This window comes from Pseudomonas sp. R3-52-08 (assembly GCF_003851745.1).
Lineage (GTDB): Bacteria > Pseudomonadota > Gammaproteobacteria > Pseudomonadales > Pseudomonadaceae > Aquipseudomonas.
Genome location: NZ_CP027730.1, coordinates 1595450 through 1617646, shown reverse-complemented (window position 1 = coordinate 1617646; position 22197 = coordinate 1595450). Strand labels below are relative to the sequence as shown.

Sequence of the window (22197 nt, the reverse complement as noted above, 5' to 3'; positions counted from 1 at the left end):
CCCATGGCCGACTCTGCTTTCTTCTGCTCGCTGTCCCACGAAGGCGTTCTCGCCGTCCGCGGCGCGGACGCTGCCAAATTCCTGCAGGGCCAACTGACCTGCAACCTCAATTACCTGAGTGACACCCAGGCCAGCCTGGGCGCGCGCTGCACGCAAAAAGGCCGGATGCAGTCAAGTTTTCGCATCCTGCTACAAAGTGACGGCGTGCTCCTGGCCATGGCCAGCGAACTGCTCGAGCCGCAATTGGCAGACCTGAAGAAATACGCAGTGTTCTCCAAATCCAAACTCACCGATGAAAGCGCCGCCTGGGTGCGTTTCGGCCTGGCGCATGCCGACCAGGCGCTGGCCGCGCTGGGCCTGGCGTTGCCGGTCGAGACCGACAGCGTGACGCGCACCGAGACGTTGATCGCCATCCGCGTGTCGCCTGGCCGCGCTGAACTCTGGGCACCCGCCGAACACGCCGAAAGCCTGCGCAGCCAGTTGGCGGCAAGCCTGCCGCAAGCCGAGCTGAATGAATGGCTGCTGGGCCAGGTCCGCGCCGGCATCGGCCAGGTGATGCCGCAGACCCGCGAACTGTTCATCCCGCAGATGCTCAACCTGCAAGCGGTGGGCGGCGTCAGCTTCAAGAAAGGTTGCTACACCGGCCAGGAAATCGTCGCGCGCATGCAGTACCTGGGCAAACTCAAACGCCGCCTGTACCGCCTGAGTCTGGCTGCGACCGAATTACCCGAGCCAGGCACCGCACTGTTTTCCCCGAGCCATAACAGTTCGATCGGCGAAGTGGTCATCGCGGCAAAAGCGGGTCAGTCCATTGAACTTCTTGCCGTGCTGCAAGCCGAAGCTGCCGATAACGGCGACGTACGCTTAGGCAGCCTGGAAGGCCCGGGCCTGCGACTGCTTGACCTGCCCTACGCGCTGGACCGCGATCGTGAGATCCAGCGTTAACCGCCGTACTTTTTTTGCAACACCCTAGAGAGTATGAATGAACGAGCTGGCGGAAAAAGTCCAACAGGCTTTGATGAAGGCCATCGACAACGATGACCTGGTTCTGCCGACATTACCGGAGGTGGCCCTGAAAATTCGTCAGGCCGCCGAAGACCCGGAGATCAGCATCAGCCACTTGAGTAAAGTGATCAGTCGCGATACCGCCCTGTCGGCGCGCCTGATCAAAGTGGTCAATAGCCCGTTGCTCAGAGCAACTCAGGAAGTTACCGACCTGCACACCGCCATCACGCGGCTCGGCACCAATTACAGCAGCAACCTGGCCATCGGCCTGGTCATGGAGCAGATCTTTCACGCCCGCTCCGAGGTGGTCGAACAGAAAATGCGCGAAGTGTGGCGCCGCAGCCTGGAGGTCGCGGGCGTCAGCTATGCCTTGTGTCGCCGGCATAGCCAACTCAAGCCCGACCAGGCGGCCCTCGGCGGCCTGGTGCACCAGATCGGCGTGCTGCCGATCCTCACCTACGCCGAAGACCATTACGAGCTGCTGTCCGACCCGGTCAGCCTCAACCACGTGATCGACAGCATCCATCCGGTATTGGGCGACAAGCTGCTCAGCGGCTGGGACTTCCCCGAAATGCTGGCAAAACTGCCCGGCCAGTATCTGAACCTGGAACGCGACTGCGCCCAGCTCGATTACATCGATGTGGTGCAGGTCGCCGTGCTCTACTGTCACCGCCACACCGGACACCCAATGGCAAACGTCGATATGGCCGACGTACCGGCGGTGAAGAAGCTGCGGATTGACCCCTACAGCGAGACGTTGCGCACCGAACTGGATGAAGCACGTTCGATGTTCTACTGATCCCCGGCGATAAAACTCACGCGCACTTTCAACCCCGCCGATTCGCCATCGTGCAGGCTGATCTGCGCCAGGTGCGCACGGCAGATCTCCCCGACAATCGCCAGCCCCAGGCCCGACCCCATACCCTGCTGGCTGCGCCGATAAAATCGCTCGAACACCCGATCCCGCTCATCCAGCGGGATACCGGGGCCGTCGTCTTCGACTTCGAGCACTGCTGGCGCCGTCACCCGCAAAATCACGTTGCCGCCCGGTGGTGTGTGCGCCAGCGCATTGTCCACCAGGTTGCTCAGCAACTCATTGAGCAGCGTCGGTTCGCCGCGCAGCCACACCGGCTCGTCTGCTTCCAGCGCCAAGGCAACGCCTCGCGCGTGGGCCAATGGCGCCATGGCCATGCCCAGCTCTCGGGCCAATTGGCTGAGGTCTAGCAACTGCGCGCCGCCTTCGGCAATGGCCCTGGCACCATTTTCGATGCGTGCCAGGGACAGCAACTGATTAGCCAGGTGCGTGAGACGGTCGGTGCCCTGGGCGGCAGTTTCCAGGGTGGTGCGCCACGTGGCCGGGTCTTCGGCGCGCAGGCCCAGTTCCAGGCGGGCCTTGAGCGCGGCCAGCGGCGTACGCAACTCGTGGGCGGCGTCGGCAATGAACTGCGCCTGGCGTTCGAACTGGCCGCGCAAGCGTTCGGTGAAATGGTTGAGGGAACGCACCAGCGGGCCGAACTCATCCTGCACCTCTACCAGCGGCAAGGGCCGCAGGTCATCGGGCTGGCGTTCTTCCACCGCCGTGCGCAGGCGCTCCAGCGGGCGCAGCGCCGCGCTGACGGCAAACCACACCAGCAACAGCGCGCCAATAGCCAGCATGCCCAGGCGCAACAAGGTGTCGGCCATCAGGCTGCGGGCCATGGCGACCCGGGCTTCGTCAGTTTCTGCGACACGGATCTCCGCCATGCCATTCATGTTCGGCTCGGAGACAGCCTTGAGCAGGCTCACCACGCGCACCGGCTGGCCCTGATACACGGCGTCGTAGAACCGCGCCAAGGCCGGGTAATCGTCAGTACGCGGGGTGCCGGGCGGCGGGCCGGGAAGGTTTTCATAACCCGATATCAGCTTCTGGTTGATGTCGTTGACCTGGTAATAGATACGCCCGGCGCTGTCGTAGGCAAAGGTGTCCAGAGCCACGTAGGGCACGTTGGCACTGAGCGTGCCGTCCACCTGGGTCAAGCCGGCGGCAATGGTGCGCGCCGAGGCCAGCAGCGTGCGGTCATAGGCGGTGTCGGCCGCTTCACGCCCGTTCCAGTAGGCACTCATGCCGCTGGCGAACATCAGCAGCACCAGCAACAGCGCGAGGTTCCACAGCAGGCGCCAGCGCAGGCTGCTGGGCTTATGCATCGCGGGCTTCCAGCAGGTAGCCAAGGCCACGGAAGGTGACAATGGCGATAGGCTGGCCGTCGAGTTTCTTGCGCAGGCGGTGCACATAAATCTCGATAGCGTCCGGGCTGGCTTCTTCGTCGAGACCGAACACCTGGGAGGCCAGTTGCTCCTTGCTCATCACGCGGCCAGGCCGGGCGATGAGCGCCTCGAGCACCGCTTGCTCGCGCGAGGTCAGCGTCAGCAGTTCGCCACCGACCGTGAAACGCCGAGTATCGAGGTCATACACCAGCACGCCGCACGCCTGCTGGCGCTCGCCGCCCAATACACTGCGTCGTAGCAGCGCCTTGACCCGCGCTTCCAGTTCCGTCAGTTCAAACGGTTTGGCGAGGTAATCGTCGGCGCCCAGGTTCAAGCCATGCACGCGGTCTTTTACATCGCTGCGTGCCGTGAGCATCAACACCGGCAAATTTTTTCCACGGGCGCGCAAGCGTGCCAACACTTCGAAACCATCCATGCGCGGCAGCCCCACATCAAGGATCGCCGCCGCGTATTCCTCGCTGCTCAACGCCAAGTCCGCAGCCACGCCATCATGCAACACGTCGACGGTCAACCCTATGCTCTTGAGCGCTTGGGCGACACTTTCGGCGAGTTGCAAATGGTCTTCAACCAGAAGGACACGCATGAATTTTTACCTCGTGCAGACGTGGTCGACGCCACGCTTTGGCGGGCAGTTTACAGGCGCAACCTGCCCTGTGAAGCCCGAAAACATTGAAAGGCAACTGAAAGGTTAGTGAAAGCTTCGCCCTTTAGCATCCAGTTACGGTGGTTACGCCCGCCGAGCTACCTCACCCGTAGCGCCCGAAAAACGCCTCGAAGCGTTTTCGCCAAAATAAGAACAATAACGGAGTGCACCACGATGCTGTCGAGACAGTCCCAGGCTCGCCCGCCTGCAAGAAATTCCCGCCTTACTCACACCACTCTGCCCTTGCCGTCTTCGAAGACGGTGGACGTGCGTTCGCGCAACGCCAGGCACAGCATCGCACGCGGCTAAGCCACTCATAACAAAAAGACGGAGATCACCATGACCCTTTCACTGCGTAAAGTTGCCATTACCGCCGGCTGCATGCTGTTTGCCGGCCAACTGCTGGCCGCCGACGAACCCAAGCGCCCTGAATGCATCGCCCCGGCTTCCCCGGGCGGTGGTTTTGACCTGACCTGCAAGCTGGCACAAAGCGCGCTGGTCAACCAGAAACTGCTGAGCAAGCCGATGCGCGTGACCTACATGCCAGGCGGCGTGGGCGCAGTGGCCTACAACGCGGTGGTCGCTCAGCGCCCTGCGGATGGAGGTACCCTGGTAGCCTGGTCCAGCGGTTCATTGCTGAACCTGGCCCAGGGCAAGTTCGGTCGCTTCGATGAAAGCGCCGTGCGCTGGCTCGCAGCGGTGGGCACCAGCTACGGCGCCATCGCGGTGAAAAGTGATTCGCCCTACAAGACCCTCGACGATCTCGTAAAAGCCTTGAAAAAAGATCCAGGCAGCGTAGTGATAGGTTCCGGCGGCACAGTGGGCAGCCAGGACTGGATGCAAACCGCGCTGATCGCCAAGGCCGCCGGGATCAATCCGCGCGAGCTGCGTTACGTCGCGCTGGAAGGCGGCGGCGAAATCGCTACCGCGTTGCTCGGTGGCCACATTCAGGTGGGCAGCACCGATATTTCCGACTCCATGCCACACATCCTCAGCGGTGACATGCGCCTGCTGGCGGTGTTCTCCGAGCAGCGCCTGGACGAGCCGGAAATGAAGAACATTCCGACCGCCAAGGAGCAAGGCTATGACATCGTCTGGCCAGTGGTGCGCGGCTTCTACCTCGGGCCAAAAGTCAGCGATGCCGACTACGCCTGGTGGAAGGATGCCTTCGACAAACTGCTGGCTTCCGACGAGTTCGCCAAGCTGCGTGACCAGCGCGAGCTGTTCCCGTTCGCCATGACAGGCCCGGAACTGGACACCTACGTGAAGAAACAGGTGGCTGACTACAAAGTGCTGGCAAAAGAGTTCGGCCTGATCCAGTAAACGCCCCGCTTTCGCGCGGCCACGCCCGTTTAAATACGCGGTGTGGCCCAGGAGTTCACCATGCTCTTACAACGCATTTTCGCCGCCGTACTGTTGCTGGCCTGCGCCGGCCTCGCCCTGATGGCCTGGCCGTATCAGGCGGCGTTTTCCTACGAGCCGGTCGGGCCTCGCGCCTTTCCGCTGCTGATGCTCGGGCTGATGAGCCTGGCGCTGATCTACATGCTGTTTCGCCCGCAACCCACCCAACACACCGAAGAAGACCCGGCGCTGGACCGCGACACACTGGTCAAGATCGGCATTTGCGTAGCGCTGTTGATCGTGTTCGCCGCCACCTTCGAATCGTTGGGTTTCATCCTCAGCAGCCTGTTGATCGGCATCCCGATGGCACGCCTGTATGGCGGGCGCTGGATACCCAGCGTAGTGATCGTCGGCCTGATGGCCATCGGCTTGTACCTGCTGTTCGACAAAGCCATGGATGTGCCGCTGCCCCTCGGCCTGCTCGACGTACTGGAGAACTGATATGGATACTTTTGGCTATTTGGGCCAGGGATTCGGCGTCGCGCTGAGCCCGTACAACCTAGTGACCGCCTTGTGCGGCACGCTGATCGGCACTGTGGTCGGCCTGTTGCCGGGCCTGGGGCCGATCAATGGCGTGGCGTTGTTGATCCCCATCGCATTTGCTCTGGGCCTGCCCCCGAATCGGCGTTGATCCTGCTCGCAGCGGTGTACCTGGGCTGCGAATACGGCGGCCGTATCAGCTCGATCCTGCTCAATATTCCGGGCGAAGCCTCCACCGTGATGACCACCCTCGACGGCTACCCAATGGCCCGCAAAGGCCTGGCCGGCGTAGCGCTGTCGTTGTCGGCGTGGAGTTCGTTCATCGGTGCCTTTATCGCCACCTGCGGCATGGTGCTGTTTGCCCCGCTGCTGGCCAAATGGGCGATTGCCTTCGGCCCGGCGGAATATTTCGTACTGATGGTGTTCGCGATTGTGTGCCTGGGCGGCATGGCCGGCGACAAGCCGTTGAAGACCTTTGTGGCGGCGCTGATCGGCCTGTTCCTCTCGGCGGTAGGCATCGATGCCAACAGCGGCGTGTACCGCTTTACCGGCGACAACATCCACCTCACCGATGGTATTCAGTTCGTGGTGTTGGTGCTGGGCCTGTTTTCCATCAGCGAGATCCTGCTGCTGCTGGAGAAAACCCACCGTGGCCAGGAAGCGGTCAAAGCCACCGGACGGATGATGTTCAACCTCAAGGAAGCCAGTGCGGTCTTCGTGGTTAACATCCGCTGCGGCTTACTCGGTTTCATCATGGGCGTGTTGCCGGGTGCCGGTGCAACCCTGGCGTCTGCCGTGGCCTACATGACCGAAAAACGCCTGGCCGGCGCCAACGGCACATTCGGCCAGGGCGACATGCGTGGCCTGGCCGCTCCGGAAACCGCAATCGGCGCGTCCGCCTGCGGCGCCCTGGTGCCGATGCTGACCCTGGGCGTGCCCGGCTCGGGCACCACGGCCGTGATGATCGGCGCCCTGTCGCTTTACAACATCACGCCCGGCCCGCTGCTGTTCCAACAGCAACCGGACATTGTCTGGGGCCTGATCGCCTCGTTGTTTATCGCCAACATCATGCTGGTGATCCTCAACATCCCGATGATCCGCATCTTCACCCGTATCCTCGCCGTGCCGAACTGGGCGCTGGTGCCGGTGATCGCCATCATCACCGCAATTGGCGTGTACGCGGTGCATGCCACCACGTTCGACCTGTTCCTGATGGTCGGTATCGGCATCTTCGGCTACATCCTGCGCAAGCTCGACTTTCCGCTGTCGCCGGTATTGCTGGGCTTTATCCTCGGCGGCCTGATGGAGCAGAACCTGCGCCGCGCGCTGTCGATCTCCAACGGTGCGCTGGACATCCTGTGGTCGAGCCCGATTACCTTCGGCGTCTGGGTACTGACCGCGCTGATGCTGATGTTCCCGCTGGTGCGCATCTACCGCAAACGTGCCTTGCAGCGTCGTGCCGTGGCCGATGTCTGAGGTCACTTTCAAGCAATGGTGGGGAACACCGCTGGTCGGCCTGGCCGGCGGTTACCTGGCCAGCCTCGTCGGCTGGCCTTTGCCCTATATGGTCGGCTCGTTGCTGGCGATCATCCTGGTGCGCTGCCTCACGCCCTGGCAATTGGCGGAAATTCCCGGCGGGCGCAAATGCGGCCAATGGGTAGTGGGCATCGGCATCGGACTGCACTTCACGCCGGTAGTGATCGAACAGGTGATGAGCCACTTCGGGCTGATTTTTTTCGGCGCATTGGTCACTAGCCTGTCGAGCGTGGTCGGGGTGTGGTTGATGCGCCGCAGTGGCGAAGATCGCGCCACCGCGTTTTTCTCCAGCATGCCGGGTGGCTCCGGGGAGATGGTCAACCTCGGCGCGCGCAATGGTGCGGTGCTCAGCCGGGTTGCGGCGGGGCAGAGTTTGCGCGTGCTGGTAGTGGTACTGTGCGTGCCGGCGATCTTCAAGTATTTGCTGGACGGTGGCGCGCCGCAGTTTCATCCGGCACCCGTTAGTTGGCTGTGGCTGGCGTTGCTGTTTCCGATGGGGGCTCTGGTGGCCTGGGGCTGGCAGCGCTTGCACCAGCCGAACCCTTGGCTGTTCGGCCCGTTGCTGGTGAGTGCGACTGCCAGTGTTGTGTGGGACCTACATATTGGTTTGCCCGACGGTGGCAGTCAGATTGGCCAGTGGTTGATCGGCAGCGGGTTGGGCTGCCACTTCAACCGACAGTTCTTTCGCAGGGCTCCATCCTTTATGGGTCGCACGTTGATCGGCACCGCCTTGACCATGGCACTGGCGACCCTGGCGGCTGTGGGCCTGAGTGCCCTGACCCACCTGGACCTGCGCTCGCTGACCCTGGGCATGATGCCCGGCGGTATTGCGGAGATGAGCCTAACCGCCGAAACCCTGCAGCTATCGGTGCCGCTGGTGACGGCGATGCAGGTGATGCGATTGTTGTTTGTGTTGTTTTTGGCGGAGCCGTTATTCAGGCGATGGAACCGCCAACCTGAGCAGTGATTTGCTCATGGTTCATCCTAGAGCCATGACCACTCATCTGAACTGTTATTTCTCACAGTAGGCAACCCCCGCCGCCGAGCGCTCAATTTCTGATAACCACGATACCTGCCTCCACTTGGTCTACGAGCAATCCTTCACATGGCGAGACGTAATAACTTGACCCCGTCGAACTCCGGCACCGCAGCTGCAGCGATCGTGGAAACTGTCGCTGTTACGGGCTCGCCCAATAAGCTGCTAATGAACCGTGCAGGCACACGCCTGTATGTGACAAGTGCCACCGGATCGGGAAGCGTTACCGTCCTGGGTACGCAGCCGCTACGCGTGATCGAGACCATAGGAGGTTTGGGCTCTCCTCTATGGGTCGCAATCAACGACGTTGCGTCATGCCTCTATGTAACTGACAACAGTGTCGCGACGGGAACCCCGCTTAACGTCATTGAAACCCTTAATCACACCGTCATTGGACGTATTGATGGGTTCACCACGGTTAATGGCATCGCCCTGAACTCAACGGGCACGAGGCTGTACGTCGCTGACCATGGGGCTTCGAAGCTGGTCGCGATAGACACCAGCAACTACCAGCGAACAGCTGAGACGACGGTGGGTCGGCCTAGAGATGTTGTAATTGCACCCGATAACACTCGCGCTTGGCTGGACCATCGTCGAGCTCACGAACCACACGGTCGTTGCAGATATCAAAGCCGCGCTAGGTATCCCCACATCGATCAGCCACAGCCCACGCTACCCTCGCGTTTATATCGCCCATCGCGCTAGTGGACGAGTGACCGTAGGCGACGCCTTGGTTCCTGACGTCAGCAAGGAGATTCGCGGCCTCAGGGGGCCTTGGCAAATTGCCTTCAATCGGCTCAGCGAAACGGCGTATATCACTGAAACAGACGGGGGCCAGATCAGCATCACTGACACCCGCCTGAATCTCATCACTGGCACGATTGGAGGATTTGAAAAGCCGCGGGGTATCGTCATCTCCCCGGATGGCCGCAACGCCTATGTCGCCGATATCGGAAAGACAATAGTCTGCCGGGTGAGGTTATAGCACCGCATGATCAGGCTGGCGGCAACCGCCACTCGATCGGCGCCTCGCCATTCTGCTCCAGAAACTTGTTGGCGCGACTGAAATGCCCGCAGCCCAGAAATCCGCGATACGCCGACAACGGTGACGGGTGCACCGAGGTCAGCACCAGGTGCTTGGTGGCATCGATCAGCTTTTGCTTGCTCTGGGCGTGGGCGCCCCACAACAAAAACACCAGATGCGGCTGATGCTCGCTGACCACCTCGATGATCCGGTCGGTAAAGAACTGCCAACCCTTGCCCGCATGGGCATTGGCATTGGCGCGTTCCACAGTCATGGTGGTGTTGAGCATCAGCACGCCCTGGTCGGCCCAGCTTTGCAGGTAGCCGTGGTTGGGGATGTCGATGTTCAGGTCACGCTTGAGTTCTTTATAGATATTGACCAGGGACGGCGGCGCCGGCACGCCCGGTTGCACCGAAAAGCACAGGCCGTGGGCCTGGCCGGGGCCGTGGTACGGGTCCTGGCCGAGGATCACTACCTTGACCTTGTCCAGCGGAGTCGAGTTGAGGGCATTGAAAATCAGCGGGCCGGGCGGGTAGATCTCTTTGCCGGCCGCATGTTCCTGGCGCAGGAACTCGCGCAATTGGGCCATGTAGGGCTTCTCGAACTCATCGCGCAGGGCGTGTTTCCAGCTGGGTTCGAGTTTGATACGGTCGCCATCGGTCATAGTTGAATTGTCTTGTAAAAAAGAATGAGGCGAACCCTAGGAAAGCCGACCCCGCTTGTCAATTGATCTGACACACCACCGGCGCTTTCCCACGAAGGGATCATACTCATCCTTCACCTTCTCGATTGAGGTCACGATGAACCTGCACTTCGAAGAACTGACCGGCAGCGACGGCGCCCGCATCGGCATCGCCAGCCTGGACGCGGAAAAGACCCTCAACGCCCTGTCCCTGCCGATGATTTTGGCCTTGGGTGATCGCCTGGATGCCTGGGCCAAGGACCCGAACATCGTCTGCGTATTGCTGCGCGGCAATGGCCCCAAGGCCTTTTGCGCCGGTGGCGAAGTGCGCAGCCTGGCGCAGGCCTGTCGCGAACAACCCGGCGAAGTGCCCGCCCTGGCCGCGCAGTTTTTCGCTGCGGAGTACCGCCTCGATTATCGCCTGCACACCTATCCCAAGCCGCTGATCTGTTGGGGCCACGGCTATGTGCTGGGCGGCGGCATGGGGCTGCTGCAAAGCGCGTCCGTGCGTGTCGTGACGCCCACCAGCCGTCTGGCCATGCCGGAAATCAGTATCGGCCTGTACCCGGATGTCGGTGCCAGCAGGTTCTTGTCGCGCCTGCCCGGCAAACTCGGGTTGTTCCTGGGCCTTACCGGCGGCCATATCAATGGCCGCGATGCCTTGGACCTGGGCCTGGCCGACCGTTTCCTGCGCGATGACCAGCAAGAGGAACTGCTCGAAGGCCTGCTGCAACTGAACTGGCAGGAACAGAGCGCGATGCAGCTCAACAGCCTGCTCAAGGCCCTCGCCCAGGAAGCCGTCGACGAGCAACCCAAAGCGCAGTGGTTGCCGCGCCGTGGGCAGATCGACGAATGGCTGGATGTGGGTGACATACGCTGCGCCTGGCGCGCGTTGAGCCAGTTGCGTGATCACGCTGATCCGCTGCTGGCTCGCGCCGGCAAGACGCTGAGCGAAGGCTGCCCGCTGACCGCCCATCTGGTGTGGGAGCAAATCCGCCGGGCTCGGCATTTGTCGTTGGCCCAAGTGTTCCAGATGGAGTACACGGTGAGTCTCAACTGCTGCCGTCATCCGGAATTCGCCGAAGGGGTGCGGGCGCGGTTGATCGATAAGGACCAGGCGCCGCACTGGCACTGGCCGGATATCAACACAATTCCAGAGGCGGTGGTGCAGGCGCATTTTGAAAAAGCCTGGGAGGGTAGGAATCCTCTGGCAGATTTATCCGATTATTGACAGCCTATCGTTGCGAGTCATTTATCGTGAATGCGCAATTATCGGGTTGATTGTCACGGCAGACGTAAACCTGTTGATCGAAGGGAATCTTGCCAAGCTCCCAATGCAAGCTGTCGGTCAGCGACATGGTGTTGGCAGCGCCCGAAATGCAAGGACGCATAACGACCAGCTCTTCACGCTGGTTTTCATAAACGCACTTTTCCACGTAGCCGTTTTTTCGGTCAGTGCCCTTTTCAGGCGTGAATAAAGCGCCAAGAAAGCTATGTATATATTCGTTAGGCTCAACCTTGGGACCTTGCCAGAGCACGCCATCCTGCTGGTATTGAAAGTAGCCTTTGACGTTTCGGATCATCGATTTATCCGGACAAAACTGCTTTGCCCCCGCCGGGCCCATGACGCAGCCGACTAGTAAAAGCACGCACATCAGTTGTTTGAACATAGAGGCTTTCCTTCACAAGCACACAGCGTTCCCCGCAGTGAATTAGATCTTGAGCCTCAAAGATAGCTGTTAAATCTGACAGTGCCGACGAATGGCAGGCAAAAAAAAGCGGCGCATCATGCGCCGCTTCGTTCAAAGCCTTTCTTCAGCGGTGACCACCGCGCCCACCGCCATGCTCACCACCCCGTCCGTGACCGCCGTTTCCCCAACGATTTCCTCCCCAGCCCTGGTTCGGATACGCCCGGTAGGCAGACCTCGGATAATAACGTGGCGCGGGTTGGTAATAACGCGGCGCCGAGTAATAGCGCGGGGCCGGATAGTAACGTGGAGCCGGCGCGTAGTAGCTGCCCCTGTCATAGCGAGGGCCACCGTAATAATAGGCAGGCGCCGGTGCGGTATACACCTCGGAGCGATAGTAAGTGGCGCCTCCATCGTAGTAGGGCACACAAGCTGACAAGGTCAGGCCGAGTAATGCAGTGAGCAGCAGTCGTCGATACATGGCGGCCTCCTGGACCGCGGAAGAGCACCTCCAGCGACGCTGGAGAGCGGCATCCAGCTTGCGCCGAATGACACAATATCTGACATCAAAAACAACATCTGGTGCGTTTCAGTAACAACTTGATACATCAACACGCAACTCCTGTAGGGGCAACCAACGGGAGCCCAAGCTATATCGTTTCAGTCACTTTCACGCAGATACCATGTCGCTCTCGATGACGGCATTGTCCTGCTGCGGGTCCGAGCTGTATTGTGCAAGGCCGAGCACACCTGCCTATACAGCCTGACCCTGCCATGACCACACCCACGCTTTGCCCCGCCTGCGGAGCCGTCAACGACTGCGCCCTGGCAGACCCACGCACGGTTGACCAGGCGTGCTGGTGCTTCAATGTCACCATTGACCCAGCGGTAGTCCTCGCGCTACCTGACGAACTGCGCAATAAAGCCTGCCTGTGCCCGCGTTGCGCCCAAGTGGATGAACAGTTGCGCACCCCTGATGCGCGTTGATCGGTTCCTCAGCAACCTGCCGCGCTTCAATCGCAGGCAAGTAAGACTGCTGTTGGTGGAACGCCGCGTCAGCGTTGATGGCGTAACGGTCAGTGATCCTCACCATGAGGTACGCGAGTTCAGCCAGGTGTGCGTTGATGGTGAGGTGCTGCAGGCGGGCAAACCGGCGCGCTATTTCATGCTGCACAAACCCCAAGGGTGCGTGAGTGCCACGGCGGATCCGCAACACCCTACCGTGCTCGATCTGCTGAATGAGCCGGACAAAGGCACGCTGCATATTGCCGGGCGCCTGGACTACAACACGACCGGCCTGATGTTGATCACCAACGACGGCCAGTGGTCGCGGCGCCTGACACAACCGACGACCAAGTTGCCCAAGGTGTACCGCGTGGAAACAGCGCAGGAAATCGGTCCCGAATACGCGGTGACATTCAAGGCGGGCCTGTACTTCGCTTTCGAAGACCTCACCACCCAACCCGCCGAGCTGGAATTACTCGGACCGACCACGGCGCGCTTGAGCATCATCGAAGGCCGTTATCACCAGGTGAAACGCATGTTCGGGCACTTCAATAACAAGGTGATCGCGCTGCACCGTGAGCGCATGGGCCCGCTGCAGCTGGATCCGTCCCTTGCGCCGGGGGAATACCGAGCCCTGACTGACGATGAAATCCGACAAGTCTGACGACCGTTCAGCCGCTGGTGGCAAAAAACCAGCCAGGCGGCTTGCGACCTGCCGAGTCTGTGCTTGAATCAAGTTCACCCGTTGAAATATGACTGGCGAGTCACCTATAACCTCCAAGAAACACCTTGCCCCGCCCGTGCTGGATTAACGGGCCGTCCCGGCAAACATCCCGCCCTGACAACCGCTGTCGGCCAACCGCAATCGGACCGACAGGGGCGCTCATCTTCCAGGCGTATGCCTACCTGTCATAAAGCTCGTGCAAAGTCATTTGCGCGCCCTACCCGCTTGCCAGGAGTCTTACGACATGAGGCCAGAAATCGCTGTGTTGGATATACAGGGTCAGTACCGGGTTTACACGGAGTTCTATCGCGCGGATGCCGCTGAAAAGACCATCATTCTGGTCAACGGCTCGATGGCCACCACGGCCTCTTTCGCCCAAACCGTGAAAAGCCTTTACCCCCAATTCAATGTGGTGTTGTACGACCAGCCCTACGCCGGTCGTTCCAAAATCCACAACCGCCACGAGCAGATGCTGACGAAGGAAGTCGAAGGCCAGATCCTGCTGGAGCTGATCGAGCGCTTCGCCGCCGAACACGTGCTCTCGTTCTCGTGGGGCGGTACTGCCGCCCTGTTCGCCCTCGCCCAACGCCCGCGACGCATTGAAAAGGCGGTGATCAGCTCATTCTCCCCGGTGATCAACCCGCCCATGCGCGACTACCTTGAGCGCGGCGTCGACTACCTCGGCAACCTCGACCGCGACCGCGTCGGCCATCTGGTCAACAGCACCATCGGCAAGCACCTGCCGTCGCTGTTCAAGCGCTTCAACTACAAGCACGTAAGCAGCCTGGCCGAGCATGAATACGGGCAGATGCACTTCCACATCAGCCAAGTGCTTTACAGCGACCGCTTGTGTTACCTCAACGCAGCCAGGCAGATCGACATTCCGGTGCTATTCCTGAACGGCGAATGGGACGAATACACCAGCGCGCAGGATGCCAGGCTGTTTGGGCAACATATAACCCACAGCAGCTTCAGCACTGTCCAGGCCACGGGGCATTTCCTGGATATGGAGCATAAAGCGGCATGCCGGGACAGCCGGGAGGCGGTGGTAGGCTTTTTGAAAGGGCAGCGGCCGGTGGGTCGGTTACGGTATCAGCAGGGTCAGACGCACCATGCATTTGCGGTCTGAAGTGAGGCCCACTGTAGGCGCGGGTTCCTGCAGTGGCGCCGCTTGTCTGCGTACGGTGCGCGCGCAACATGCGATTTTTTCGAAGAAAAACTTCAAATCCGGGTGAACATCTGGTACAAAGTCAGCCGCTTTGAGCGGGTATAGTTTAGTGGCAAAACGAAAGCTTCCCAAGCTTTAGTTGAGGGTTCGATTCCCTCTACCCGCTCCACTCAAATTGGCTTTCATGTCATGCCATCGCTGACACGAAATGCATAAAAAACCGGCTCCTGGGGGCCGGTTTTTTTTGGCTGACGTTCAGGTGGCTATAACGCTCGCCTTCTACGAAGAATTCGAGCGCAAGAAACGTAGTTTGCCAATACCCTGATGGACCTACACTGGCGCCTTACGCTTCAGCATCCCTTCGAGGAGCCCACCCATGCCCTGTGAATACACACTCATGCCCTCCCCTGTCGGCGAACTCACCTTGGTGGCGCGCCATGGCAAACTTGGCGCCATCCTGTGGCAAACAGAGCGCGCCAACCGCGTACGCCTGGGTGAATTGATCGAGGCCAACGACAGCCTGGTGTTATTGGAAGCCCAGCGCCAGCTAAACGAATACTTCGCGGGAACACGCAGCCAGTTCGAGCTGGAGTTGGACTTCGCCGGCACCGACTTTCAGAAACAAGTCTGGCAGGCCCTGCTGACCATTCCTTTTGGCGAAACGCGCAGCTACAGCCAGATAGCCCAGCAGATCGGCAACCCGAAAGCCGTGCGTGCAGTCGGGGCGGCGAATGGGCGTAATCCGATTTCGATCATTGCGCCCTGTCACCGAGTGGTGGGTGCTTCGGGCGGGCTGACCGGGTTTGCGGGAGGGCTTGAGGCCAAGCAATATCTGTTGACGCTGGAGAATCGCGGCCAGGCGAAACTGGCGTTCTGATCATGGCTGTGGGGCAGCTGCGCGAATAAAGGATGCGCAATCGAACAAGCGTTGGAAACCGAGCTTTCCATACAGTGCAACGGCGGCCGTCGAGGCCTCGAGAAAACACCGGCGAGCCCCCAGGCCCGAGGCGTGAAGCAGAGCCGCTTGAATCAATCGAGTGGCGTAGCCTCTTCCACGAAAGCCGACCCGCGTGCCGACATCACTCAGCCGGGCCTCCCCCTCACATAACGACAAGGTCAACGAACAGCTCACCTGCCCCTCCACAGACAATGTGAAGTGATATAGGGCTTCACCGACGTCCAGGGATCGCTGGTGCCGAGCCTGGTAATGCGCGACCGCCTTGGGCGCTATCAGGAATGCACTGTCGAGCGGAGTCGCCCATTCGTTCAGGTTCCGAGTCAGACTGATCTGCACACCTTCCTCGTTTATCAATGGCGCAAGGCGCGCCAATGACAGGACCATCGCCGTGGTCTCTTCAGCCGGCTGAAAGCCGAGCTGCGCGAGCACGTCGCGCAAGCCATCGACCTGTTCCTGAGGAATCACGATACGAATGGGGATAAAGGTACGGCGGATCAGTTCCAGGGGTAACTCCGTCGCTTCGCACAGCGGGTCGCTGCCCAGACGAATAAACAACATATTCCACGGCGCGCAATGTTCCTCAGCAAAGTAGGTGCTGATACCGGCGCTATGCCGACAATACATCGCGCAGGTTGCCGCAAAAAAATGCGCTTCGGTCAAGTCATAGCGTGCGAATAGGTCATGGGCGTTTTTAGCGTGCATAAGCAATAACCAGGCAAAAACCCAGTCTTGTGCTCACGGTTTCACCGCGCCGTAGGCCCGCTCCTAAAAGCTCGGCAGAAAAACCTCTACTTTTGTCCGCCTGTTAAGTTGTAAAAAGAAATTTCAGCGAGCGACTGCTGTCAGTAGTTTCATCACCCTTTTTGAGGAAAACGGTCATGAACTTCTCTGCAGTCTCCCAAACCCTGTCGCGCTGGGCCGGCAGCCCCCGGACGTTCTACACGGCGGTGGCGCTGATCCTGGCGTGGAGCCTGAGCGGGCCATACTTTCATTACAACGACACCTGGCAATTGATCATCAATACCTCGACCACCATCATCACGTTCCTGATGGTGTTCCTGATCCAGAACACACAGAACCGCGACAATGACATCCTGCATATCAAGATCGACGAGCTGTTGCGTGTGTCCAAGGATGCGCAGAACGCGGTGCTGAGCCTGGACGGTCTGGACCGTAAGGAGCTTGAAAAGCTACGCCAGGAATATCGCGATATCGGCAAAGCCGGCAGCTTGAACCTCAACAGCAGCTGCGGGCCTGCCGCCGACGACGCGGCGGCGCCGAAAACAAATTTGAACCAGGCCTGAAAAAAACGGCGGTTGGAGATGATCCAACCGCCGTTTTTATTTTCAAAGGGAGCTTCAACCGTCGCCTTGGTGCCCCTTGCCGTAGGTCGAGGCCAGGGCGCGGGCCTTTTCCAGACGCTCCTGCAGCTTGGGCAGCGTCTCATCCACCAACGCTTTTATCTCTGGCACCTGCGACGCTGCGCCTTCCTGCTTGAACAGGGCGATGGCGTCTTCGGTTTCCTTGACCTGCTGCGCGGTGTAGGCGGCGTCGAAGGAGTCGCCGTCCTTGAGTTCGGGCATCAGGGTTTCGGCCTTGTCGACGATCTTCTCACGTGGGGCTACCGGCAAGTCGAGCTTTTTGGCGATAGCCGCCAGATGCTGGTTGGCCAGGGTGCGCTCATTGATCACCTCGATGGTGTAATCCTTGATCTCCTGGGACGAGGTTCTGGCGTGGGCCATGCGACTGGTTTCGATATCGGCCATGCCTTTGGCCGAAGCCTGCTCGATGAATTCGGCAGGTGACTGGGCGAAAGCATTGCTGGCGCCGAGGCCCAGCAGCATCGCGAAACTGGCGGTGCGTAACCGGATAGCCATGCGGCTCATGATGGGTTCCTCCAGGGCAAAAATAGGTGCGAGGAAACAGCGCCTCGCCCTGGATTCGAATTTTGCTCACGGCAAAGGTTTAGAAAAAACTTTCCAGTGCGACGAACGGTCGTTGTTGAGTCAGGCGGGCTTGCTGGCAAACAGACCCGGCAACGCATGCGCCAACGCGTTGATGGCGAACCCGATAAACATCACGCCGCACAGTCTCGTGATAAGGATTTCATGACGCTGATACAGCGTGCGCACACGTTGGGCACCGACCACGCCGATCAGGATCGCATAGGCCAACAGGCCCCCGATGAAGCTCAGGACAATCAGCCATGGCAGCATCGACCACGTCAGCAATTCGGCACGACTGGAGAGCAATGCAGTGAATGTCGCAACAGCCACCGGGTACGCCTTGGGGTTGGTCAGGCCGAACAGAATCCCGTGCCAGAACGGATGCCGCGCCGCTCCCTGAGGGGCCTCGCTGCTACGCCGCTGGGTGCGAATCGCACGCCAGCCGAGCCAGAACAGATACAGCCCGCTGAGCACGCCCAGTGCATCAAACGCACTGCTGCCGACTTCCCGAGCGCCCACAATCGCAATCAATGCGGTGCTGCACCACACCACGTCGCCAAGCAAATGCCCAGCCAAAAAGCCTGCCCCGGCACGCCGGCCACGGGCGGCGCCGATACCGAACACGGCCAACACGCCGGGACCGGGCGTAATACCGTAGATAAACCCGGACGCAAGGACCGCGAGCAACAAAGATGGGGTCATGGGCGTGGCTCTGATAGCAGTTGAAAGGTTCAGGGATTCTGCACGTTCTCGGGCAGGGGGTAAAACTTCATTCCGGCATAAGGCTTGGCGCGACAGGCTTGCAACCGCGAGGCGAGATCGCCGACATGGGCTTCGAGCTTGTGACCATCGGGGTCGAGAAAATAGAACGAGGCGCCTTCACTGCGATTGTCGCGCCACTCCCCCACGCCAGCGGCTCGCAAGCGTGCGACCAGGGGAGTGAAATCGTGCGCTTCGACGGTCAACGCGTAATGCGTGTAATCGGCGGCCGGGATCGGGTTACGCAACGGATCCAGCGACAAACATAACCACAGCCCAGGCAACGAAAGGTAGGCGCCGTTATCCCAGGTGGCGTCAAGCCGAAGCTGCAGGAGCTCATGGTAGAAACGGATGCTGCGCTGCAGATCGGTGACGGCCAGGGTCAGGTGATTCAGCCCGGATAACATAAGTTTTTCCTTGTTCGGAATGCCTCTGACGAACGGGACAATCGATCAATGAGATGACGCTGTAGTATGTTGCACTACCTATCACTACATTGAGGTTCGTATGTCTGTTATGTCCCTGCGGATACCGGACGATGTCGCCGATACGCTTGCCAGTCTGGCCAAAGCGACCGGTCGCAGCAAATCGTTCCTCGCTGTTGACGCGCTACGTGAATACTTGACGCGTGAAGCATGGCAAATCGAAGAAATTCAAAAGGCGCTGAAAGAAGCTGATGCGGGGGATTTCGCGACGGCTGCCGAGGTAAAAGCCGTCGCTGACAAATGGCGCAACAATGCAGGTTGAGTGGCTGAGGACAGCCCTCAGAAACCTGGATGATGAAGCGGCCTTTATTGCTGAAGAAAACCCCAAAGCCGCCTACGAGTTCGTCCAGGCGATTTTGGCCGGGCTTGAACACATTGCGCAATTTCCCGCGCTGGGAAAAACCGGGCGCGTCCCAGGGACGCGTGAATGGGTGGTGCCCCGGTGGCCCTACATTGTCCCTTACCGTATTCGTGAAGGGCGACTACAGGTGATGCGAATTTTTCATACCCGCCGCCAACCACCGACCTCCTGGTAGCGGCTGATCAGCCCTTTAGCACACCCTGCACCCGCCCACTCAACCACTGCAACCCCGCATCCCCACCCCGTCGCGCATGCCATGCCAGCTCGAACGCAAACGAAGGAATACGAAACGGCGGTGGCACGGCGATCAGTTGGGCATGATCGATATTCAACAAGCCTCGGGAGGAGACGGTCAGGATCAGGTCCGTGCCCTGAATCAACTGCGGTGCCACGCCCCAGTGCGGCAGGCTGACGGCCACATGCCGGCGCTGACGAATCGCGGTCAGCGCACGCTCGATTTCCGGCGTGCCGCTGCCGCGCATTTCCAGCAAGACATGGGGGCGTGACAGGTAGGTAGGCAGGTCCAGCACACCCGTCGTCGGCAGGCTGTCGCGGTCGACCAGGCAGGTGTAATGCTCTTCGAATAAGGGCGTAGTCCGCAGTTCGGCAGGCATGTCAGGGAAAACCCCGGCGGCCAGGTCGAGATCACCATTGAGCACGCCGTCGACCATGCCTTCGCGGCTGGCCTGGATGATTTGCAGGTCGATTCCCGGCGCTTCACGGCGCAACAAACGCACCAATCCCGGCAGGAAAATCGCTGCACTGTAGTCCGACATTGCCACGCGAAAGCGGCGTTTGGCCGACGCCGGGTCAAAGCGGTTCGGCGCCAGCAGCGCTTGCACCTGGGCCAGCGCCTCCGCCAACGGCGTAGCCAACTCCAGCGCACGCGCCGTTGGTATCAATGAGCCGCCCTGACGCACCAGCAACGGGTCGCCCAGCAGGTCACGCAAGCGCGCCAGCGCGTGGCTGACCGCCGGTTGGCTCAGGTGCAGGCGTTCGGCGGCGCGGGTGACGTGTTGTTCGCTGAGCAACACGTCGAGGATCACCAACAGGTTGAGGTCGATGCGCCTTAGATCATTCATCAGCTGCATGCTCGCCATAAGAACTTGGAATTTAAATTTGCGCGACGAATAACCTAGAGTCCAGCAAAACCTTTGGGAGATTCGACATGACGACATTGCATTGGCTGGGTGTATTGCTGCTGGCGGTGATCGCTGGTGCCGTGGTGCCGTTTCAAAGTGCGATCAACGCCAACCTGGGTCGCGGCCTCGGTCACCCGTTGTGGGCGACGCTGGCTTCGCTGTTGGTGAGCATCATTGTGTTGCTGCCGGTGATCATCGCCCTACGGCTGCCCTTGCCGAGCCTGGCCTTTATCACCCAGGCGCCGCTGTGGATGTGGGCCGGTGGCGCGTTCGGGGTGTGCTTTATCTCGCTGGCATTGGTGCTGATGCCCACGCTGGGCGCATCAGGCTTCGTTGCCCTGGCGATGGCCGGGCAGATTCTCGCGTCGTTGCTGCTCGACCATTTCGGCCTGTTCGGCCTGGTGGAGCGCCAACTCACAACGCCCCGCGTGGTGGGGGCGTTGCTGTTGATCGGCGGCGTCGCGCTGATTCAGTTCAGCGCGCCGCCGGCCCGTGCATTGGCAACGGCTGGCTGATCAGCCTTTATCCAATGTGCGCAACTTGTGTGGCAACCCCCACAGCAGTAACGCGGCCGCCAGCAACGCACACACGCCGATCACATAAAGCGCCGGCGTGGTGCTGCCGGTAAGGTCCTTGATGCGTCCCACCATCACCGGGCTGACGATGCCGCCGAACTGGCCGAGGGTATTGATCACCGCAATCCCACCCGCCGCACCCGCGCCAGCACCGGCGAGCAGTTTGGGCGGCAGGGTCCAGAAGGTCGGGATCGAAGCGATGATGCCCGCGCCGAGCATGCCCAAGGCGATGATCAAGAAGGTGGTGTGGTCAGCGAAGATGCCGGCACTGAAGAAGCCCACCGCGCCCAGGACCACTAGCCCGCAGACAAACTTGCGGCGCTCACCGGTCGCATCCGATAGACGTCCGATCACCACCATGCTGATCGCCCCGCATATATAAGGAATCGCAGTGAGCAGACCAATCATCACCGGGCTCTGCGTGCCGGCGCTGCGGATCAATTGCGGGGCCCAGAAGTTCAGGCCGTAGGACGCCACCTGGATCAGAAAGTAGATGAAGCCGAGCATCAGAAAACCAGGAATACGGATCGCCGACCACAGCGAACCGCCATGTTGATTGGGCTCATGTTTGGCGATCCGGCTCGACAGCAAAACCTTCTCCGCCGACGTCAGCCAATGGGCGTCTTCAATACGATCCTTGAGCAGCATTAACACCAGCAAGCCCAGGCCGATGCACGGCAAGCCACCGAGCAGGAACAACCAATGCCAGCCGCGCATGTGCAGCACGCCGTCGAGATGTTCCAGCACCAGCCCGGAGAACGGTGCGCCCACCAGGCCTGCAAACGCCGACGCCAGGAACAGCATCGACGTGATGCGCCCCCGAAAGTGTTGCGGGAACCATAGCGTCAGGTAATACAACACCCCCGGCGCAAACCCGGCTTCCATCGCGCCGATGATGAAGCGCAAACCATAGAACTGCCACTCGGCTGTGACAAACACCATAGCCGCCGTGGCCAGGCCCCAGGACATCATGATCCGCGCAATCCAGCGCCGCGCGCCGACCTTGTACAGCATCATGTTGCTGGGCACTTCGAAGATGACATAACCCACCACAAATAACCCTGCGCCCAGCCCGTAGGCGGTGTCACTCAGGCTCAGATCGGCTTGTAACTGGAACTTGGCGAAGCTGATGTTGATGCGGTCAAAAAACGCAAACAGATAGCAGACCATGATCAGCGGCATCAGCCGCCAGGCGACCTTGCTGACCAGGGCTTTTTCCGCGTCGATCTCGGCGGCCGGGCGCGCGCCGGCCTCTAACGTATTAGTGCTCATGTGTCTCTCCAGCGGACTGCTCACAGGCGTCCGATTGTTTTT

The 22197-nt window shown here is 60.3% G+C and carries 26 protein-coding genes, 1 tRNA gene and 2 pseudogenes; 18 read left to right on the top strand and 11 right to left on the bottom strand.

The genetic code is table 11. The annotated features are described in order from the left end of the window. Positions 1-3 precede the first annotated feature (3 nt). Both C4J91_RS07420 and C4J91_RS07415 read left to right on the top strand, forming a co-directional pair. Positions 4-945, top strand: coding sequence for a folate-binding protein YgfZ (locus tag C4J91_RS07420; protein ID WP_124361730.1), 942 nt, complete (start codon positions 4-6; stop codon positions 943-945). Between the two features lie 37 nt (positions 946-982). Next, the gene (locus C4J91_RS07415) at positions 983-1804 is read left to right on the top strand and encodes an HDOD domain-containing protein (protein WP_124361729.1); all 822 of its coding nucleotides are present in this window, start codon (positions 983-985) and stop codon (positions 1802-1804) included. Here C4J91_RS07415 and C4J91_RS07410 read toward each other — a convergent pair. Both C4J91_RS07410 and C4J91_RS07405 read right to left on the bottom strand, forming a co-directional pair. Then, positions 1798-3189: a sensor histidine kinase gene (locus C4J91_RS07410; protein ID WP_124361728.1), complete on the bottom strand. Its 1392-nt coding sequence runs from the start codon at positions 3187-3189 to the stop codon at positions 1798-1800. The two genes, C4J91_RS07415 and C4J91_RS07410, sit on opposite strands and share 7 nt — an antisense overlap. Continuing rightward, entirely contained in the window at positions 3182-3853 is a 672-nt protein-coding gene (locus C4J91_RS07405) for a response regulator (protein WP_124361727.1), read from the bottom strand. The genes C4J91_RS07410 and C4J91_RS07405 overlap by 8 nt, the downstream gene beginning before the upstream one ends. A gap of 393 nt (positions 3854-4246) precedes the next feature. On the opposite strand from C4J91_RS07405, the gene C4J91_RS07400 reads away from it, so the two are divergent. The 6 genes and pseudogenes from C4J91_RS07400 (at position 4247) to C4J91_RS27725 (ending at position 9351) form a co-directional block, all read left to right on the top strand. After that, positions 4247-5236, top strand: a complete 990-nt coding sequence (locus C4J91_RS07400) for a tripartite tricarboxylate transporter substrate binding protein (protein ID WP_164484579.1) — start codon at positions 4247-4249, stop codon at positions 5234-5236. 60 nt (positions 5237-5296) lie between these two features. Beyond that, a complete protein-coding gene (locus C4J91_RS07395; protein ID WP_124361725.1) occupies positions 5297-5755 on the top strand; it encodes a tripartite tricarboxylate transporter TctB family protein in 459 nt (152 codons plus the stop codon). Between the two features lies 1 nt (position 5756). Continuing rightward, positions 5757-7270, top strand: a pseudogene (locus C4J91_RS07390) (tripartite tricarboxylate transporter permease). Next, a complete protein-coding gene (locus C4J91_RS07385) occupies positions 7263-8297 on the top strand; it encodes an AbrB family transcriptional regulator (RefSeq protein ID WP_124361724.1) in 1035 nt (344 codons plus the stop codon). Before C4J91_RS07390 ends, C4J91_RS07385 begins: the two are co-directional and overlap by 8 nt. Positions 8298-8435: 138 nt before the next feature. After that, positions 8436-8870: pseudogene (locus C4J91_RS28060) on the top strand (YncE family protein); the annotation flags it as partial. A 52-nt stretch (positions 8871-8922) separates the two neighbouring features. Continuing rightward, positions 8923-9351, top strand: a complete 429-nt coding sequence (locus C4J91_RS27725) for a YncE family protein (protein WP_256681666.1) — start codon at positions 8923-8925, stop codon at positions 9349-9351. Between the two features lie 10 nt (positions 9352-9361). Here the strand turns inward: C4J91_RS27725 and ung are convergent, their stop codons facing one another. After that, positions 9362-10054 carry a uracil-DNA glycosylase gene (ung, locus tag C4J91_RS07370; RefSeq protein WP_124361721.1) on the bottom strand — a complete coding sequence of 231 codons (693 nt, stop codon included), beginning with the start codon at positions 10052-10054 and terminating at the stop codon, positions 9362-9364. Positions 10055-10190: 136 nt separating this feature from the next. Between ung and C4J91_RS07365 the strand changes: the two genes are divergently transcribed. Beyond that, positions 10191-11303, top strand: a complete 1113-nt coding sequence (locus C4J91_RS07365; RefSeq protein ID WP_124361720.1) for an enoyl-CoA hydratase/isomerase family protein — start codon at positions 10191-10193, stop codon at positions 11301-11303. Positions 11304-11307: 4 nt separating this feature from the next. On the opposite strand, the gene C4J91_RS07360 is transcribed toward C4J91_RS07365, so the two are convergent. Beyond that, complete coding sequence (locus C4J91_RS07360; RefSeq protein WP_124361719.1) at positions 11308-11742, bottom strand: DUF3757 domain-containing protein; 435 nt, start codon at positions 11740-11742, stop codon at positions 11308-11310. Positions 11743-11887: 145 nt separating this feature from the next. Beyond that, on the bottom strand, positions 11888-12241 hold the full coding sequence (locus tag C4J91_RS27720; protein ID WP_124361718.1) for a hypothetical protein: 354 nt from the start codon (positions 12239-12241) through the stop codon (positions 11888-11890). A 293-nt stretch (positions 12242-12534) separates the two neighbouring features. On the opposite strand from C4J91_RS27720, the gene C4J91_RS07350 reads away from it, so the two are divergent. The 5 genes from C4J91_RS07350 to C4J91_RS07330 all read left to right on the top strand — a co-directional run bounded on the left by C4J91_RS07350 (position 12535) and on the right by C4J91_RS07330 (position 15534). Continuing rightward, positions 12535-12747: a cysteine-rich CWC family protein gene (locus C4J91_RS07350; protein WP_124361717.1), complete on the top strand. Its 213-nt coding sequence runs from the start codon at positions 12535-12537 to the stop codon at positions 12745-12747. After that, complete coding sequence (locus C4J91_RS07345) at positions 12737-13429, top strand: pseudouridine synthase (protein ID WP_124361716.1); 693 nt, start codon at positions 12737-12739, stop codon at positions 13427-13429. Before C4J91_RS07350 ends, C4J91_RS07345 begins: the two co-directional genes overlap by 11 nt. Before the next feature lie 304 nt (positions 13430-13733). Further along, positions 13734-14618: an alpha/beta fold hydrolase gene (locus C4J91_RS07340; protein ID WP_124361715.1), complete on the top strand. Its 885-nt coding sequence runs from the start codon at positions 13734-13736 to the stop codon at positions 14616-14618. Positions 14619-14752: 134 nt separating this feature from the next. After that, positions 14753-14826, top strand: a tRNA-Gly gene (locus tag C4J91_RS07335). Positions 14827-15033: 207 nt separating this feature from the next. Continuing rightward, complete coding sequence (locus C4J91_RS07330; protein WP_124361714.1) at positions 15034-15534, top strand: methylated-DNA--[protein]-cysteine S-methyltransferase; 501 nt, start codon at positions 15034-15036, stop codon at positions 15532-15534. Here C4J91_RS07330 and C4J91_RS07325 read toward each other — a convergent pair whose 3' ends face one another. Beyond that, entirely contained in the window at positions 15535-16317 is a 783-nt protein-coding gene (locus C4J91_RS07325; protein WP_124361713.1) for a GNAT family N-acetyltransferase, read from the bottom strand. Positions 16318-16493: 176 nt separating this feature from the next. Here C4J91_RS07325 and C4J91_RS07320 point away from each other — a divergent pair, with 176 nt between their 5' ends. Beyond that, complete coding sequence (locus C4J91_RS07320) at positions 16494-16919, top strand: low affinity iron permease family protein (protein ID WP_124361712.1); 426 nt, start codon at positions 16494-16496, stop codon at positions 16917-16919. A gap of 54 nt (positions 16920-16973) precedes the next feature. Here the strand turns inward: C4J91_RS07320 and C4J91_RS07315 are convergent, their stop codons facing one another. The 3 genes from C4J91_RS07315 to fos form a co-directional block, all read right to left on the bottom strand. Next, a complete protein-coding gene (locus C4J91_RS07315) occupies positions 16974-17501 on the bottom strand; it encodes a DUF4142 domain-containing protein (RefSeq protein ID WP_124361711.1) in 528 nt (175 codons plus the stop codon). 120 nt (positions 17502-17621) lie between these two features. After that, entirely contained in the window at positions 17622-18263 is a 642-nt protein-coding gene (locus C4J91_RS07310; protein WP_124361710.1) for a LysE family translocator, read from the bottom strand. A gap of 29 nt (positions 18264-18292) precedes the next feature. Next, a complete protein-coding gene (gene fos / locus C4J91_RS07305) occupies positions 18293-18727 on the bottom strand; it encodes a fosfomycin resistance glutathione transferase (protein WP_124361709.1) in 435 nt (144 codons plus the stop codon). Positions 18728-18827: 100 nt separating this feature from the next. Here fos and C4J91_RS07300 point away from each other — a divergent pair, with 100 nt between their 5' ends. Next, the gene (locus tag C4J91_RS07300; protein WP_124361708.1) at positions 18828-19067 is read left to right on the top strand and encodes a CopG family ribbon-helix-helix protein; all 240 of its coding nucleotides are present in this window, start codon (positions 18828-18830) and stop codon (positions 19065-19067) included. Next, entirely contained in the window at positions 19057-19341 is a 285-nt protein-coding gene (locus tag C4J91_RS07295) for a type II toxin-antitoxin system RelE/ParE family toxin (RefSeq protein WP_124361707.1), read from the top strand. The genes C4J91_RS07300 and C4J91_RS07295 overlap by 11 nt, the downstream gene beginning before the upstream one ends. Before the next feature lie 7 nt (positions 19342-19348). Here C4J91_RS07295 and C4J91_RS07290 read toward each other — a convergent pair whose 3' ends face one another. After that, the gene (locus C4J91_RS07290) at positions 19349-20266 is read right to left on the bottom strand and encodes a LysR family transcriptional regulator (RefSeq protein WP_124361706.1); all 918 of its coding nucleotides are present in this window, start codon (positions 20264-20266) and stop codon (positions 19349-19351) included. A gap of 68 nt (positions 20267-20334) precedes the next feature. On the opposite strand from C4J91_RS07290, the gene C4J91_RS07285 reads away from it, so the two are divergent. Continuing rightward, positions 20335-20823 carry a DMT family transporter gene (locus tag C4J91_RS07285; RefSeq protein WP_124361705.1) on the top strand — a complete coding sequence of 163 codons (489 nt, stop codon included), beginning with the start codon at positions 20335-20337 and terminating at the stop codon, positions 20821-20823. On the opposite strand, the gene C4J91_RS07280 is transcribed toward C4J91_RS07285, so the two are convergent. Continuing rightward, positions 20824-22155, bottom strand: coding sequence for an MFS transporter (locus C4J91_RS07280; RefSeq protein ID WP_124361704.1), 1332 nt, complete (start codon positions 22153-22155; stop codon positions 20824-20826). It lies immediately after the preceding gene. Positions 22156-22197: the final 42 nt, after the last annotated feature.